Below are 17,576 nucleotides of genomic sequence, written 5' to 3'. Positions count from 1 at the left end.
AATTATCTTACGCTTTTGTTTCTTGCATTCTCGTGAGGTTGCATCGCTTATTCAAAACAAAACGCCATTGTACTGTTTATTCACGCGCTTTTTTAAGGAGCATCTCTCAATGTTCCCAAACTCATTTTACAACGATGTTTGAATAGTATAACGCAAAATACCCTGTGAATACTACAAGATTTATGTCCCCCATCTTTCCCATCGTGACAATAAAGTGCAAATCAGAATCATCATTTTATTTTTCAGCTCTTAAATGTTGATGCAACCTTAATGTTGAGAAAACCCTCGGCATTTGAGGGGTATTTTTACTCTTTTCTTCAATATATCTATATACTTCCTAGGTTGTGATACGCAAGGAAATGGTCTTAATATTTTAAGATACGCAATAAAGTATATACAGCTTATTTCTTATATTAAAAAATTAAATCGCTTTTCTCTAAAATTACTTTTTATATATTCATTTTGGAAAATTAACATCAGAAATCTAAGCATTTTCAATGGTTTCAAAAATAGCAAGAATTTTATTTATTAAACGCCAGATATTTTGGTGAAGTGCGTTAGATAATAGTTAAGAAGTGTTGCATCTTAGTTTTGAAAAATGGGGGAGAGATTTTGAAAATAAAAAAATCTATATATGTGAAACATCTTCAATTGCGTTTACAGTACTTTTTATTCAATAATCCATACAATATTTTTATTCGTATTTTATTTGTAGCGGGGGGGGTTCTATTTTCCTCTTACGCAGAAGCTGAAAGGTTGCCTTCTTTTTTTGATTCGCATGAACATTTGGTACAACCTGATACAACGGATATCTTTCGTTTGCGTTTTGTAACAACTTTTGATTTTCCTCCTTTTAATTTTATTGATCAATCGGGGTATCTTGCAGGTTATAATATCGATTTATTGCGCGCTATTTGCTCAAAATTAAAATTAGAGAAGCTTTGTGAAATAGAAGTGATTCCTTGGAAAGAGCTTGTAGAACATGTTAAAAATGGTGGTGCAGAAGTCATTATTGCGGGTTTAAAAGAAACAAGTAAAACCCAGCAAGATCTTGTTTTTACAAAGTCATATTTGCGCTTTCCAGCGCGATTTGTTGCTTCTCGACGTTTAAATCTCGATGAGCCAATAAGCGATCAATTGATACATTTAACCAGTGGTGTTTTGTCTAAAAGTGTTCACGAAAAACTCTTTCAATATTATTTTCCTAAAGCCAAATGGCAAAGGTTTAAAAAGAGAGAAGAGCTCTATAAAGCATTACAAGAGCGTAAAATTGACCTTATTTTTGATGATGGATTTGCTTTATCATTATGGTTCAAAAAACAAAAATCTGTTGATTGCTGCCATTTTGTTGGGGGGGCATATATGGCGCCACAGTTATTGGGGCAAGGAATGCAGCTTGCTGTTGCAAAAAAGAATGAAAAATTGGTTGATGTACTCAATTATGCGCTGAAATCTCTAGAAGAGGATGGTAAACTTACAGAACTTTATTTGCGTTATTTTCCAATAAGTTTTTATTGATGAGTAGTTTTTTAATTAAGGGCTGTTAATCTTTCTGCGCCTAGTCGATAGGAAATAGCTTCTGCGAGATGATAGCGTGAAAGAGTATCTGATCCGTCAAGATCAGCAATTGTGCGTGCAACTTTGAGAATGCGATGATAAGCGCGTGCGGAGAGGTGCATTTTTTCACTCACATCTCGTAAGAGTATGGTCGCACTTTTATCAGGAATGGCAATCTGTTCTATAATTTTGGCAGGGCAATCGCCATTGGTACGAATATGATCAAACCCCATTGTTGAAAAACGTTTAGCTTGAATGGTACGGCACCGTGCGACGCGTTTGGCAACGTCGCAGCTTTTTTCTGATTGTTCTGGTTGCATAAGGTCCATAGCCGTCAAAGCAGGGACATCAATCCGTAAATCAATTCGGTCAAGCAGAGGACCAGAAATACGGGACTGATAATCGATTTGACAGCGTATCCCTTTAGGGCAAACATGGTCTTTTTCGCCTGCCATACCACAACGGCAAGGATTCATTGCGGCAATAAGTTGGAAGCGAGCAGGATAGCTAATATGGTGATTAGCGCGGGCGATAACTGACTCCCCACTTTCTAAAGGTTGACGAAGAGAATCAAGAACCCGTGGAGAAAATTCAGGCAATTCATCAAGGAATAACACACCATTATGAGCAAGGGAGACCTCTCCCGGTCGTCCTTTAAGCCCTCCACCAATCATTGCGGCCATGGAAGCAGAATGATGTGGGGAACGAAAGGGGCAATGAAGTGAAATGGTATTATGAACCGTTTCTCCTGTAATAGAAGCAATCAGAGAGACATCTAAAAGCTCACGGCTATCAAGAGGTGGCAAAATGGAAGGTAAGCGTTGCGCTAGCATAGATTTTCCAGCACCAGGGGGACCTACAAACAAAAGGTTATGGCGTCCAGCAGCACAAACTTCTAAGGCACGTTTGGCTGTTTTTTGTCCTTTGATTTCGCAAAGATCTGGAAGTTCAGTTTCGATAGTATATTGGCGCGGTTGTGGACGTTTTTGAATTTGGGTTCCTTTGAAATGGTTGACTATAGTGAGCAGAGTCTCTGGGGCAAGAATATTTATTTCTGCATTTGCCCATGCTGCTTCAGGTCCACATTGGAAGGGACAAATCAGTCCTTTATCGAGTGATAAAGCTGTCATGGCAGCTGGTAAAACACCATTAACGGCGGTAAGTGAACCATCCAGTGATAATTCTCCTAAAATGACATAGTCTTGAGCTACTTCGGGAGGGAGGATTCCCATAGCAAGCATTAAGCCTACGGCGATTGGCAAATCATAATGCGATCCCTCTTTAGGCAAATCAGCTGGTGCAAGATTAATCGTAATTCGTTTAGTAGGCATAGAAAGTCCACAAGCGTGGAGGGCTGCTTGTACACGTTCACGGCTTTCTGCAACTGCTTTATCAGCTAATCCAACAATAGCCATTCCTATTTTACCAGACGAAATCATAACCTGTACATCGACAGGGACTGCTTCTAGACCGCGAAAAGCAACAGTTGTAATACGTGCGATCATTTATTTATTTTCCCCCTTTAGACTTGGTAGAGACAATCATATCTATTTATAAAAATCAAGAAGCATCTCTATAGCTTTTTTTATAGAGAGAACTATATACGTGGGCAGTTTTTTAGCATTCCCATGGAAAGTCATTTGTACAAATTTAACCATGATGATATGGGACGCAATAAAACATTTATAATAAGCTAAATAAATATGTTAAGAAAAAAAGAATGAGGCTGTTCGTGTTATACAACAGTGCAAAATTTTATGAAAATATAAGGGGAGGATAACGTTATGTATCGCAGAGTGTTATTTGATGTGATAAAACGTGTAAAATGTGCAAAGTAATTATATTTACCTTTCTTATTTTTATATTATTTAAAGCGTAGTAGATGCAAAGTGTATTATAAGGTATCTGATTTTATGGTATACCAGACAAGAATTTTGTTAAAATCAGGGACTGTGCGCTGTGTATTTATAGGCTTGTGTTTTACTTTTTCTTTTCCACAGCCACTTGCTGCATTTGATTTTTTCGGCATCCCTTTTTTTGGTCAAAAGAAAACAAATTCTTCTTCACATTATACCAAAAGTACAGAGAAATTTTATAAAGTTGATGTTGTTGCACCGCCAGGTGCACCATTAGAAGGTATAAAAATAGTTAAATCTGTTTCTTCTCTTGTTGCTGATAAAGAGAAAGCATCCGCCAGTTCTTCTGGTTTGCTCGCCAAGGCGCGTTCAGATTATCGAGCAATTCTTTCTGCTCTTTATGCTGATGGACGCTATGGTGGTGTTATTAGTATTAAAATTAATGGCTTAGAAGTCGCTGATTTAAGTCCGGTAACTCAACTTCCAGCACAATCGAATATCGTTATTACAATTAATGCTGGTCCACAATATGTTTTTAGTATTGCCAATATTGATAAAGTAGCTCCGTTTGAAAAACGTAAAGCGCATAAAATGCCCACAATTGAAGAATTGGGCTATAAAGTTGGGGCTATTGCTAAATCTGAAACCATTTTGAAAGCAGAAAAATGGGCGATAGAAGGATGGCGGCAACAAGGTTATGCTAAAGCTAAAATTATGAAGAGTGAAGTCGTGGCTGATCATGCTACATTGCGTGTTGAAGGACGGATTGTTGTTGGTCCTGGACAAAAGGCTCATTATGGTCCTTTAAGTGTGCGTAATATAAGTAAGAAACCACGTGTAGATTCAGCTTATATCGCGTGGATGACCGGATTGAAACCAGGGCAGATATACGATTCTGATGCGTTAGCTAAGGCAAATGAACGTCTTGCGCGCCTTGGTGTTTTTCGTGCTATCAATATACGTGAGGCTGATACTAGTAATCTAGATGGTAGTTTACCGCTTGCACTTGTTGTACAAGAACGTAAACCGCGTCGTTTTGGTGTAGGCGGTAGCTATTCAACTTTAGATGGTGCTGGTTTTGAGACTTATTGGATGCATAACAATCTTTTTGGTCATGCAGAGACTCTTAAAATTGAAACAAAAATAAGTGGTGTTGGTAGCAATAAAAAGCAATCATATAATTTTAAAAATTTTGATTATCTTTTCGGTGGTACATTTGTAAAGCCTGGTGTACTCACGCCAGATACAGATTTCAGATCAGAATTAAAAATACAACAAGATGTTTTAGAAAATTATACGACAAAAGCCATCAAAGGAAAATTAGGTATTACGCATATTTTTAATGGTAATCTATCGGGACAGGCTGCTGTAGAAGTTTCAAATGGTTATTCACGTGATATCTATTTTGGGAGCCGTAATTTTACAACAATCGGTTTCCCTAGCGGCTTGATTTACGATAGTCGTAATAATAAGTTTAATGCAACAAAAGGTTTATATGGTGAAGTTTTCATTGAGCCTTTTTATGAGATGCGTTTTAGCAACTTTGTTGCAAAAGTAACAGCAGAAGGTCGTTCTTATTGGGCGTTGGATGAAGGGGATCGTTTTGTTGTTGCTGCGCGGGCAAAGCTTGGTACAATTCTTGGGAATGATACAGCACAAGTACCCGCAAATACGCTTTTTTTTGCTGGTGGTGGGGGCTCTGTTCGTGGTTATGCTTACCGTAATATTGGTATCAAAACAGAAAATGATGGGGTTGTTGGTGGACGGGCGCTTATTGAGGGGTCAGCAGAATTGCGTGTTTCTTTAAATGATAAAATAGGGTTTGTCAGTTTTCTTGATGGAGGTTTAGTAGGGAAAAAGGCGAATTTTGATTTTTCTCAAAAAATTAAATGGGGAGCCGGTATAGGAGGTCGTTATATGACGGGTCTTGGTCCTTTACGCGTTGATTTAGCCTTTCCTTTAAAGAGAGAGAAGGGTGACCCTCGCATTGGTTTTTATGTGGGTATAGGGCAAGCATTTTAATGAAAAAAGGTGTATGTTTATCAGCGTTCTTCTTTGTATTTTTGTTTTTTGGGGTGGGTAGTTTTGTTTTTGCGCAAAGAGGAGACATTCTTCCCTCTAGCGAAATGAAAACAGATGATCGCTCATGGTTTGTTTCTTTAATTGAACGAAAGCTTTCAGCGCCTAATCGTCAAGTTCGTTTACACAATATGCAAGGGACACTGTCTTCTCAAACATCAATTGACACTATTACTGTCAGTGATAAAAAAGGGGTTTGGCTTAAAATTACCAATGCTAAAATGGATTGGAATCGTCTAGCGTTGCTGAGAGGGCGGATGGATATTAACCAGCTTTCGGCAGAACAGGTTACATTTTTACGCAAACCGCAAGGCAATTCTTCTTTTGTTTCTTCCCTTGAGACGGGTAAATTCTCTTTACCAAAATTACCGCTTGCTCTTTCTATCAATACGCTTACAGCTCAACATGTGACATTTGAACAGAATCTTTTTGGTTTTTCTGCTGATATGTCCTTAAAAGGCAATTTCACCTTGGCTGGTGGTAATTTTGATGTCGATATAGCGGCGCATCGTTTAGATGCACCGGGTTCTTTTTCTGTTCTCACTAAGATATCTGATAGTAATCGTACAGCTCAAATTGATATTTCTGCTAACGAACCACAAAATGGTATTTTGGCGAATATTTTTAACATTGAACAACGTCCAGCATTAAGTCTCGTCGTGAAAGGTGATGGTACTTTTGATGATTTGGTTATCAAACTTTCTTTAGAGTCCGATCATCATTCTATTTTAGATGGTAATGTTATTCTTGCAGGTGTTCCAGAAGGACAGAGTTTTTCTACGAAATTAGAGGGAACACTGAGCCCTTTAATACCTGTTCAATATCGTAGTCTCTTCGAATCTGATATAACATTAAAAGCAAAGGCAAGAAGAACAAAAGAAGGTGTGACACACCTTGATCAGATGGTTATTCAGAACAAAGCAATGAATGTTATAGCCAATGCTGAAATAACCGCCGATGGATTCTTGCGACGGCTTTTTGTTGATGGCAAAATGGCTCTTGGTAACGAAAAAGAGTCTGTTCATTTACCTATATCAGAAGTGCCAAAACCTGCGAATACTCTTGCTTTGAACATTGACTATGGTCGCGAAGGTCAACAATCTTGGAATGGGCGGTTGGTTGTAAATCATTTAAGCAATAAAAATATTTATATTCGCGATGCAATTTTTGATATGGGAGGAGTAAGCGAAAATCTTGATAATGCAGCTTCTCGTCATGTTGGTGTTCAGGTTAAAGGGACGCTTCAAGGGGTTAAAAAGATTAAGGGAGCGTTAGTAGAAAATTTAAGCCAAGCGGTTCATGTGCATTTAGATACGGATATTGTTTCGAACAAACCAATTTTGATTCATGATCTGAGTGTTACGGCTCAGGGTTTTTCTTCTTGGTTAAAAGGGACAATGGAGAATTTTGTTTTTAAAGGCGATCTCGGTTTAAAAGCTCAAACATTAACTCCTTTGGAAGTGTTCAGTAAACAATCACTTTCTGGTAGTGCAGATATTAAAGCCAAAGGAACGATCAGTTTATTGAGTGGTATTTTTGATCTACAATTATCAGGAATGGCTGACGATATGAAAATAGGCATGCAGTCTTTTGATCGTTTATTCAAAGGAAATACTACTCTTTCAGGTGGCGCTGCTCGAAATACAATGGGCTTCACTTTACGTCATTTTAATTTGAAAAATCAATATACAAACATAGAGGCTAATGGTTATTTTTCAGATGAAAGCGCTAAAATGGATCTATCTGCTCAAATATCTGATTTGTCCAAATTAGATCCAAAGATAAGCGGTGCGCTTACAATTCAAAGTACGGCGAGAGGGCGCAATAGCCATATAAAACTAAATACACGTGCCCATATTGATGAAGCATTAATTGTAGGGAAGAAACTTCAAAACACAACACTTAATATAGATGCATTTGTAGATAATACAGCACCAGTTACTTCTTTAACGGGGGCGGTAAAAGGTGAAGGGGTTTTTGCTAAAAAAACTTTGCATTTATCGGCCTCTTTTGAAGATTCTCATAAAATTCGAAAACTTGAAAATATCGATATTAGAGGGGGAAGTGCAAAAATAACGGGTGATCTTTCTCAACAACTTGGCGGTTTTTTGAAAGGAGCGCTGCATATTGATGCCGATGATATTTCCGTACTTTCAGCGTTATTTTTGCAGGATGGTAGTGGAAAAGTAAAAGGAGATTTTATTTTTGATGAACAAAATGGCAGACAAAAAACCAATGTGAAGGCGCATGTTAACCATTTGAATTTTTCCAAGAATAAAATAAAAAAATTGGCAATAGATGCTGACATATTCGATCCTTTTGGCATGACTCAGTTTGAAGGAGTTATCAATGCAGAACATATTCAAACACCTTTGGTAATGGTCAATCGTTTAAATGCTCACGCTGATAGGAATAATGGACAAACGGTTTTTACTGTCCAGGCGATGTTGCATGATACTCTCAATGCAAGGCTTTCTGGTCGTTTAATGGTTGAGGAACTTCCAGAAAGTATAAAACGAGAAGTGCAAATTGAAGCTGTGGACTTAAAACAACATACTTTTCATGCAACATTGCCGAAGCCATCTATAATTTCTTTTGATAAAGATGGAATGACAATCAATGAATTAGGAATTGCAATAAATGGAGGCAACATCATTTTAGCAGGAAATATTCAAGATACCCTGAATTTACAACTTACAATGAATGCGCTTCCTGCTGCTTTAGTCAATCTGTGGAAATCCGATCTTGGAGCAGCAGGGAGTGTAACAGGGCAGGTTATGATTCGTGGTCATTTAAAAAAACCTGATATAACTTACGATATAAAAGGTGAGGGACTGACAACCGTTGCTTTTCAAGATAAAAAAATTATGCCTTTTTCTCTTTCTGCTACGGGAAATACTGTAGATCAAAATCTTACTTTGAATGCAAATTTAACAGGAGAAGGAGTACAAGCACAAGCTCAGGGGCGTGTATCTCTAGAGAAAAATGCGCTTGATCTTCATATTAATTTGCAAAATTTATCTGCACGTTTGGCGAATGGTTTTATTGCAGGACAAGCGCTTGATGGGACAGTGATAGGTAAAGTTGATATTGGTGGAACAATGAAGGATCCATCTGCTCATTTTGAGCTTTCTAGTCAAAATTTAACCGCTATGACGCATAAAGGACCGATGTCAATCAATATAAATGCTCGTGGTTCTTATAAAAAATCGACATTTCATATTGAAAATATGATAGCTACTGGAGATAAAGGATTAGATCTTTCCATCCATGGGCCTGTATCTCTTAATGGTTCAGAGGCAAAATTAAACGTTAAAGGGATAATGCCTCTTGATTTTGTTAATCTCTTATTAGCTAAGCGTGGTGCACATATAACGGGTACAGCAAGAATTGATACAGCTCTTAATGGGTCATTATCAAAGCCACAATTGATAGGAAATATTTCTATAGGCGACGGTAGCTTTTTTGATTCACAAACAAATGTAGGATTAAATAATATAACAATTGAAGGCAAATTGAAAGGTGATCATATCCTTATAGAAAAAGCTTCAGCTTCTTCGTTTGAGGGGGGAGGAATTTCTGCTTCAGGTCGTATCTCTAATGGTCTAGAGACAGATTTGATATTTCATCTTGATAATGCCAATTATAATGATGGTTCTATGATTCTGGCAACATTATCAGGTGAGATGACAATGACAGGTCATTTTTTAAATAGTCTTGTTCTTGGTGGTGATATCATCGTTGAAAAAGCTGAAGTTTTTGTTCCTGATCATTTTAAAAGTGCCAAGTTTCTTGATGTTAGAAATAAGAATTTAACTAAATCGATTCAAACAACACTTGAACGTGCTGATGTTAAGAACACGAACAAAAGCAAAAGCCGTATAGTTACACAAGAATCTTCATCTGTCGTGCTATCAAACATGCGTATTACAGCACGCAATCAATTTTTTGTACGCGGAAAAGGCTTAGATGCTGAACTGGGAGGACGCATTAATCTAGCAGGTCCATTGAATGATGTGCATCCAGTTGGTGAATTTAGAATGATTCGTGGACGTTTTGATATCCTGTCGCAACGTCTTAATTTTGATCAAGGACAAGCGAGTTTTAGTGGTAATCTTAATCCTACGGTTTATTTTGTAACCAACAATAACAGTGGTGATATTCGTGTCACTGTAACTGTAAGTGGGACGGTTGATAATCTTGATATTAATTTTTCATCACAACCAAATTTGCCTCAGGATGAGATTTTGGCGCGTTTGATTTTTAATCGCTCTCTTAATGAATTATCACCATTTCAGATTGCTCAACTTGCAGCAGCAGCGGCTGATCTTGCAGGTAGTTCTAATACATCTTTGTTGAATACTTTACGAACTAAAATTGGACTTGATGATCTTGATGTTATCGTTAATGAGAAGGGGAATACAGGCTTACGTATTGGACGCTACATACACAATAATATTTATTTGGGTTTTGAAGCAGGGTCTGATGGAACGACGAAAGGGACAATTAATTTAGATATTTCGCGTCATCTCAAAGCTAAAGGTGCCATAGGAAATGAACAAAATTCTAGTATAGGTCTCTTTTATGAAAGAGATTATTAAAGATTGAATTTTAAAAAAACAATTTCTTTGTTTTTTGTCTCTCATTTCTAAATCTGAGGAAGGAGGCATAGACTAGAAATCCTATAAAAGAAGAAGCTTTTTGTTGAGGCGTGAAGAGATATATCTGAAATATTTGATTTTTGTTATGCTATTCTCTAAAGGGACAAAATCTTCACGAAAGATAGTATGTTATTTTGCTGCTATATATTTATTTTAGAGAAGTACCTTACCTTGTTTTCAAGCCCATATCGTGCTGTTGCCTAAAGAATGGAGTCTGTGCAATATATTGATTTATAAAGATAATTTATTGTTATTCAACTTGAATTAGAACTTTGCATATCGTACGAATCTCTTTCGTATTGAATCAATCAAAACCATTCGGTTTGTATACTACAAGCGGAGAATCCTGTGTGGATAAAACTATTAAGAAATGACTAAAAATGCCTCTTATGAATCATCTCGAGAGCTAAGAGCTGTCGCAACATTAGGAGTTGGCAGAATAGTGTGAATGGTGCCAGCTTGTTACTCCATAAGCGTAAAGATAGGGCAGCTTAATGGATTTATCATTATACAATTCACGGACGTTATCGCGAAATGGGCTTGGGGAAGACTTTGAGAGAGGTTTCTTTAAAACAAGCAGGTGAATTTGCAACACAATGGCATTCTGTTTTTATGTGAAGGACATGATTCCATTAAAGAACGTGATAAACAAAAGCGTTAAGCGGAGAATTCATAAGATATCGATTTTATTGTCAAACGCATTTAAAGCAATATTTTTTAATAATAAAAATTACCTATTATTTTAGATTTTTGTTTATTGTGTCTTGAATGAGATCACTTTTCTTATAACGAATAGCTCCGCGAACAGAGTACTCCAAAATATAACATTATTGTATTGCAAGTTTATGTACTTGTTTTAAAGCAACATTTCTCAGTGTGCGCTTGAGTCTATTTCATAAGATTGCTTGTGAAATGGTATAAAGTACCTCTTATGAATGGTATAAAATCCACACTACCATTATTAATAAAGGTATAAGTATTTACTAAAGCTATAAGCCGGCATTATCATTCTATTTTCCAGCTTCTCATGTTGCTGACAATCTTTTCATTTGAAAGTGTAGAGGTATTTTTATTGCTTATCTTAAGAGTTTTTATGCATATACCAATATCTCTTATAACGTACAACAAGCGCTTTTGATTGATTCATCATAAATATAAAGAAAATTTGCAATAAGCAAATTACATCTTATCTTTTGCATTCAACAAAACAACGAGTAAAGTTTTCATCTAAATCCAAGAATTTTATTTTCAATAAACCATAAATTCTTTACCACTTCTTGATTGAAGTAATGCTTTTTCTTGATAACAAGTCTTTTTTTATAAATGGAGCATTACCTTCTATCCATTTTTTATTTCAAATCTTATTTAAGGATCTAGAAATTAGGGGGTATGTTTTTTGAACTGGATATTATGAAGTTTTTTATAAAACCCATGTTCTTTTGCTAGCAATTCTTTTTGAGTACCTTGTTCAATCAGTTGTCCATTTTGTATGACCACAATTTTATGAGCACGAGCAATCGTTGAAAGGCGATGAGCAATAATGATCGTTGTGCGTCCTTTAGTAAGGTGATGAATAGCTTCATTAATTTGTGCTTCGGTGTGTGAATCGAGCGCACTTGTTGCTTCATCAAGAATCAGAATTTCACTATCGTGAATCATTGCTCTAGCGATAGCGAGTCGTTGTTTTTGCCCCCCTGAAAGATTACAGCCATTATCACCTATCTGTGTATCATAACCATTTGGCAAACTCATAATAAAGTCATGAGCATTTGCTGCTTTTGCTGCTTCGATAATTTCGTCATCACTAGCCCCTTCTTTTCCAAGCCCGATATTATATTTAACAGTTCCTTGAAAGAGAAAAGTATCCTGTCCTACATAGGCCATCAGGTTTCTCAGAGAGCGAAATGTTGTGTAGCGAATGTCTTGATCATTAATCAATATGCGTCCTTTTGTGGGGTCATAGAGGCGCATAATAAGGTTGATAAGGGTTGATTTTCCCGAACCGGATGGTCCCACCAATGCTGTCATTTTTCCGGCTTCTATTTCTAGGTTGATGTCTTTCAATATCATTTTGTTATTAGTGTATGCAAAAGAAACATGTTCGAAACGAATAGTTCCTTGCGTTTTATTCAGATCTTTAGCTTCTTTATGTTCTACAACTGTAAGGGGACAATCGAGTATTTCAAACATCGTACGGATATTGACCAAGCCAGATTCAATTTTAACACGTACATTTGCTAGTCTTTTTGCGGGTTCATAAGCTAAAAGTAAAGCAACAATAAAGGACATAAATTCACCTTGAACACCTGCGCGTTGGGTTGCAAGATAACCGGAAAAACAAATAATACCTGCAATGGCAACACCCGTGAGTGTTTCCATAATTGGATTGGTAATAGCTTCGAGTGTTGCAATACTGTTTGTTTGTTTTTCAACATCACAAATGGCTTTGTCCATCCGTTTTTTCATGACGTCTTCTAGTGAAAAGGCCTTGATGATTCGAATACCAACAGCCGTTTCCTGTACGATTTTGATAATTTCACCAAGTGAAAGGAGCTCTTTTTCCATCAAGCTGCGAACGCGTTTTAAAGCCATTCGAACGCCTAAAAAAGCTAGTGGTCCTACAATTAAAGTAATGGAGATTAACACAAAGTTTTGAATGAACATGACAAGCAACAGACCACTAACGGAAAGCAAATCACGTACAAAAGTTGTGATAATAGTATCAATTATATTACGTACGGCTGTCGCGTTATGAGTTACACGAACAAGAAGATCAGATGAAGTGTTATTATGATAAAAAGAGACTCCTTGTTCCATAAGTCGTGCAAAAATTTTACGCTGTTGTTCAGCAATGATACTATTGCCTGCTTTGTTTAGAAAGTAAGTTTGGAAAAAAGTTGCAACTCCTTTGAGAATAAAGATAAAAGCAATGAAGCTAGAAATCAAAACAATCATAGGAAAATTTTGTGCATCAATAATCTGATTAACAACATCCCGCATAATCCATGCACTGGTTGCTGTGGTACAAGAAATGATGATCATTGAGAAGATAGCCGCACTGTACCAACGCATATGTTTACGAAAATTTTCTCGCAAAAGGCGGATAATAAGATGTTTGTCAAAAGAGGAAATTTGTTTTTTAGCCATGAAGAGCTTCTATATTCTCTCATTATTTTATGCAAGATTGAAACACTCTTAATTAAAAAGCCCCTTAATCTTTTTTACAAAAATAGCTTTTTCTTTCAAGGTTCATCACATCAATTTCACGACGGTGAGAGTGAAGAATGTAGTGCAAAGTTTCTGTGAAAGGTATAACGAAAATTCGTTGTTCATCATTATTTTTAGTTTTCAATAAAAGGTACCGGCAAGTTTCACTATTGTATTTACCAATTTCCATATTGTGATAGTCTTTGGCACTTGAAATAGTTCACAAAAAACATTTCTGCTTTTTTGATAATTTTTATGTATCATCTCCATTTGTGATGTGTAAGCAAACAATTTTGCCGCATTGCATGATACAGAGAGCTTGAAATAAGAAGACCTTACGATGTTTGAGTTTTCTCATTTAATATGCAAAATAATGAATTCTTCTTAAAAATCGATCAAGCATTATTAAACTCTTAAAAGGATTTATACACATTTATAAAACCTTAAAAGCACCACAAAAACTCTATGTGGTGCTTCTAAATAATACTATACACATCATTTTGATGAATTGCATGCGAATATTATTCCAATGCAAAACTATTTAGGTGCTATCACCATCATCATTTGCCGGCCTTCAAGCTTTGGCTCCAATTCGATTTTGGCAATTTCACTTGTATCTTCTTTCACACGCTGAAGAAGCTTTAATCCAAGATCTTGGTGAGCCATCTCACGACCACGAAAACGCAAAGTAATCTTTACTTTATCACCATGATCAATAAAGCGATGAACAGCCTTGAGTTTGACTCCATAATCATGGACATCAACATTTGGGCGCATCTTAATCTCTTTGATTTCGATGACTTTTTGCTTCTTACGTGTTTCAGCAGCTTTTTTTTGGGTTTGATATTTTAATTTTCCCAAATCGATGATTTTACATACAGGTGGCTCCGCATTTGGTACAATTTCAACCAAATCAAGTCCCGCATCTGCAGCCATAGCAAGAGCTTCTTGTATCGAAACAACTCCCTGATGTTGTCCCTCATCATTGATAAGCTGAACATGAGGTACCCGAATATCCTGATTTGAACGTGGTCCGTCTTTTTGGGTAGGTGTCATTTTAAACGGTTTACGAATGGTTTATGCTCCTTAAATTTTGATTCAACTACAGTTAATTTAATATACAATTATGTACCTAAAAACAACTATAATTCGTGTTATTTTCATTATTTGATTTATTACTTTTTGGGATGATTTAGATTATAAAAGTTTTTCTCTTAATTTAAAGAAATTATTTTATGGAGGATAAAGAATCATGGATCAAAATATTCCTTGTCAGTTTTTTTCATTTGAGAACACCGCACTTGCAGTACGCTATCGCAAGGGGCGCCAATCTCCAGGTTTGGTTTGGCTTCCTGGCTATCAATCCGATATGTTAGGAAGTAAGGCAACGTTAGTTGATCAGTTTGCTCAGAAGAATGATTTGTCTTGTTTACGTTTTGATTATTCTGGACATGGAGAATCTGAAGGTGATTTTTTTCAAGGAACAATTTCGCGTTGGGTTAAGGAAAGTTTAGCGACTTTTGAAACCTATTGTGAGGGTCCACAAATTTTGATTGGTTCCTCTATGGGTGGGTGGATTGCGCTAAGGCTTGCTATGATGCTAGCACAGAAAAATAAGAAGCTTGCTGGCATGGTATTGATTGCTCCAGCACCTGATTTTACACAAACATTGGTGGAACCAAAATTAGGCCCAGAAGAATGGAAGATTTTGGAGGAGAAAGGCTATATTGAACGACCTGCAGTTGATGATACAGAGCCAATGCCCTTTACAAAAACATTGATTGAAGATGGGCGCGAAAATTGTGTTATGAAAGGATGCATTGATGTTGGGTGTCCAGTCCATATTCTACAAGGGATGGAAGATGAAGATATTCCCTATCAGCATACATTGACTTTACTTGATCATTTACCTCTCCATGATGTAACATTGACACTTGTTCGTGATGCAGATCATCGCTTTTCTCGTCCACAAGATTTAGATTGCCTTGAAACAGTATTGAGATCTTTTATTAATCAGATTAATGCAAAGTAAGGGGTACATTTATTGATGAAGATAAAAATATATGAGCATTTCTAAACAGCATTTTATTTTTTCTGAGCGCTCTGTACCTGTACGGGTGCGGGAAAATAAGTATGCGCGCCGTCTTACCTTACGTATTGATGCCAGAAGTCAGGAGATTTGTGTAACAACACCACCAGCAATAAATCTCTATGCGGTTGAAAATTTTATTGAAAAGCATCGATCTTGGATTGAGGCACGTCTTGCTCATGTACAAATCTCTCATAAAAATGCTTATCTCAAAGAGGGGGCGACAATTCCCTTATTGGGTGTTTCTCATACCATAAAACATAGAGAGGGACGTGGAGTAACAGAAATCATTACAGCAGATGCGGAGCAAGGGCCTGAAATTATTGTTTATGGTCAATTAGAATATCTTCCAAGACGCATTGCTGACGTTTTAAAAAAACAAGCGGCGCTTATTATAACGCCTTTGGTGGCACATTATGCTCATCAGGTAGAGCGTAAAGTCAAATCCATTTGTTATAAAGATACGAGAAGTCGTTGGGGCTCTTGTTCAATAGATAAGCGTCTTTCTTTTTCTTGGCGCCTTATTATGGCGCCAAAAGAAGTTGTGGAATATGTTGTTGCCCATGAAGTTGCTCATCTTGTTGAAATGAATCATGGGCCAAGATTTTGGGCTCTTTGTGAAGAGCTATGTCCTGATAGTAAAACATATCGTGCTTGGTTGAAAGAAAATGCTCCTAGACTGCATGCAATTAATTTTGATTCATATAATTTAGAGGCGTAAAAAACTTTCAAATGAAGGCAATATTTAACGGAACTTTTTGTTGAGTGTTTTGTTGTGTGTGTGCTTGCTCATGTATAATGAGGAAGCCATTGAAGCTCTCAGCACGATTGTTCTCCCCTGCTTGGTTTGCTGAGTGTCTTCAATGTTTTTACTTTATCTTTTTTGTAATTCAGCGTAATAACCCTAAGTTCCGATGACTTATAAAAAATGGGAAGGTTTTTTATGTCTGTTCTTACAGATCCACTTCAGCTATTACAGGCACTTATTCGTTGTCCTTCTGTTACACCTCATGAAGCAGGGGCGTTATCAACTTTGGAACAATTTTTGAAAAAAATGGGATTTCATGTCGAGCGCCCTATTTTTACGGATAAAAATACAGACAATGTTGAAAATCTTTATGCAAAAATGGGAAGTGAAGGACCCCATCTTATGTTTGCGGGTCATACGGATGTCGTACCGCCAGGTGCATTGGAAGATTGGACTTATCCACCTTTTGAAGCTGTCATAGATCAAGGAAAATTATATGGGCGGGGTGCTGTTGATATGAAGGGTGGAATCGCTTGTTTTATTGCGGCTCTAGCGCGAGTTTTTGAGAAACGACCCATTAAAGGAAGGGTAAGCCTTTTAATTACTGGTGATGAAGAGGGGCCTGCTGTTAATGGTACGGTAAAACTTCTCAAATGGGCAGAAAAAAAAGGTGAAAAATGGACTGCGGCTCTTGTGGGGGAACCAACAAGCGTAAAGACTGTTGGTGATATTATCAAAATTGGTCGCCGCGGATCGATTTCTGGTATTATTACCGTGAAGGGTCGCCAAGGTCATGTTGCTTTTCCAGAGCGGGCTGCTAATCCCTTGCCTTTGGCAAGTAAGCTTATTCAAGCATTGACACAAACTGCTTTAGATAAAGGGACAGAGAATTTTCAACCTAGTAATCTAGAGCTAACAAGCATCGATACCGGTAATTTAACAGTCAATATTATCCCAGCGCAGACAACAGTTCGTTTTAATATACGCTACAATGATCTTTGGACAAAAGAAACACTGGTGGAGGAAATTGAAAAGCGTCTTGCTTTGGTGCAATCAAAAAACAATGGTAACCAATATCCCTCTTATCAGCTTGAATGGATTCCAAGTTTAGGGGATGTTTTTTTAACCAAAAATGATAAACTTATTCAAACTTTATCCAATGCTATTAAAAGTGTAACAGGGAATATACCAGAATGTTCCACTTCAGGTGGTAGTTCGGATGCGCGATTTATTAAGGATTATTGCCCAGTGGTTGAATTCGGCTTACCAGGGCAAACGATGCATATGGTAGATGAGTGTGTGTCCCTTGATGCAGTGGAAACGCTTACTACTATTTATGAGCGTTTTATTATTGATTTTTTTTCATAAAGAAAAGATTG

9 protein-coding genes and 1 pseudogene are annotated in these 17,576 nt (G+C 37.0%); 7 read left to right on the top strand and 3 right to left on the bottom strand.

Translation table 11 applies throughout. From position 1 onward, the window contains the following. Positions 1-612 precede the first annotated feature (612 nt). Entirely contained in the window at positions 613-1,518 is a 906-nt protein-coding gene (locus ACFIMC_RS00895) for a transporter substrate-binding domain-containing protein (RefSeq protein ID WP_375612797.1), read from the top strand. Between the two features lie 11 nt (positions 1,519-1,529). On the opposite strand, the gene ACFIMC_RS00890 is transcribed toward ACFIMC_RS00895, so the two are convergent. Next, on the bottom strand, positions 1,530-3,062 hold the full coding sequence (locus tag ACFIMC_RS00890) for a YifB family Mg chelatase-like AAA ATPase (RefSeq protein WP_375612798.1): 1,533 nt from the start codon (positions 3,060-3,062) through the stop codon (positions 1,530-1,532). 408 nt (positions 3,063-3,470) lie between these two features. On the opposite strand from ACFIMC_RS00890, the gene ACFIMC_RS00885 reads away from it, so the two are divergent. From ACFIMC_RS00885 to ACFIMC_RS00875, 3 genes and pseudogenes are all read left to right on the top strand, one after another. Further along, entirely contained in the window at positions 3,471-5,435 is a 1,965-nt protein-coding gene (locus tag ACFIMC_RS00885; RefSeq protein ID WP_375680934.1) for an autotransporter assembly complex family protein, read from the top strand. Then, positions 5,435-10,093, top strand: coding sequence for a translocation/assembly module TamB domain-containing protein (locus ACFIMC_RS00880; protein WP_375680933.1), 4,659 nt, complete (start codon positions 5,435-5,437; stop codon positions 10,091-10,093). The genes ACFIMC_RS00885 and ACFIMC_RS00880 overlap by 1 nt, the downstream gene beginning before the upstream one ends. Positions 10,094-10,533: 440 nt before the next feature. After that, positions 10,534-10,811: pseudogene (locus ACFIMC_RS00875) on the top strand (integrase arm-type DNA-binding domain-containing protein); the annotation flags it as partial. A gap of 722 nt (positions 10,812-11,533) precedes the next feature. Here the strand turns inward: ACFIMC_RS00875 and ACFIMC_RS00870 are convergent. Both ACFIMC_RS00870 and infC read right to left on the bottom strand, forming a co-directional pair. Continuing rightward, positions 11,534-13,300, bottom strand: a complete 1,767-nt coding sequence (locus ACFIMC_RS00870) for an ABC transporter ATP-binding protein (RefSeq protein ID WP_375671724.1) — start codon at positions 13,298-13,300, stop codon at positions 11,534-11,536. Positions 13,301-13,897: 597 nt separating this feature from the next. After that, on the bottom strand, positions 13,898-14,416 hold the full coding sequence (gene infC, locus ACFIMC_RS00865) for a translation initiation factor IF-3 (protein ID WP_375617486.1): 519 nt from the start codon (positions 14,414-14,416) through the stop codon (positions 13,898-13,900). Positions 14,417-14,612: 196 nt separating this feature from the next. On the opposite strand from infC, the gene ACFIMC_RS00860 reads away from it, so the two are divergent. From ACFIMC_RS00860 to dapE, 3 genes are all read left to right on the top strand, one after another. After that, on the top strand, positions 14,613-15,392 hold the full coding sequence (locus ACFIMC_RS00860; protein ID WP_375633669.1) for an alpha/beta hydrolase: 780 nt from the start codon (positions 14,613-14,615) through the stop codon (positions 15,390-15,392). A 31-nt stretch (positions 15,393-15,423) separates the two neighbouring features. Further along, positions 15,424-16,170, top strand: a complete 747-nt coding sequence (locus ACFIMC_RS00855) for a M48 family metallopeptidase (protein ID WP_375611379.1) — start codon at positions 15,424-15,426, stop codon at positions 16,168-16,170. A 222-nt stretch (positions 16,171-16,392) separates the two neighbouring features. Further along, complete coding sequence (dapE, locus tag ACFIMC_RS00850) at positions 16,393-17,565, top strand: succinyl-diaminopimelate desuccinylase (protein ID WP_375676935.1); 1,173 nt, start codon at positions 16,393-16,395, stop codon at positions 17,563-17,565. Positions 17,566-17,576: the final 11 nt, after the last annotated feature.

It is taken from the genome of Bartonella sp. AP21QHHD, assembly GCF_042196205.1.
Lineage (GTDB): Bacteria > Pseudomonadota > Alphaproteobacteria > Rhizobiales > Rhizobiaceae > Bartonella.
Note: the sequence above shows the minus strand (reverse complement) of the source record. Positions and strands in the feature narration are given on the sequence as shown.

Excerpts from the sequence above, each read along its gene's own strand:
- ACFIMC_RS00860 (WP_375633669.1), top strand. The coding sequence starts at position 14,613 with ATGGATCAAAATATTCCTTGTCAGTTTTTTTCATTTGAGAACACCGCA.
- ACFIMC_RS00880 (WP_375680933.1), top strand. The coding sequence starts at position 5,435 with ATGAAAAAAGGTGTATGTTTATCAGCGTTCTTCTTTGTATTTTTGTTT.
- dapE (WP_375676935.1), top strand. The coding sequence starts at position 16,393 with ATGTCTGTTCTTACAGATCCACTTCAGCTATTACAGGCACTTATTCGT.
- ACFIMC_RS00870 (WP_375671724.1), bottom strand. The coding sequence starts at position 13,300 with ATGGCTAAAAAACAAATTTCCTCTTTTGACAAACATCTTATTATCCGC.
- ACFIMC_RS00890 (WP_375612798.1), bottom strand. The coding sequence starts at position 3,062 with ATGATCGCACGTATTACAACTGTTGCTTTTCGCGGTCTAGAAGCAGTC.
- infC (WP_375617486.1), bottom strand. The coding sequence starts at position 14,416 with ATGACACCTACCCAAAAAGACGGACCACGTTCAAATCAGGATATTCGG.
- ACFIMC_RS00885 (WP_375680934.1), top strand. The coding sequence starts at position 3,471 with ATGGTATACCAGACAAGAATTTTGTTAAAATCAGGGACTGTGCGCTGT.
- ACFIMC_RS00855 (WP_375611379.1), top strand. The coding sequence starts at position 15,424 with ATGAGCATTTCTAAACAGCATTTTATTTTTTCTGAGCGCTCTGTACCT.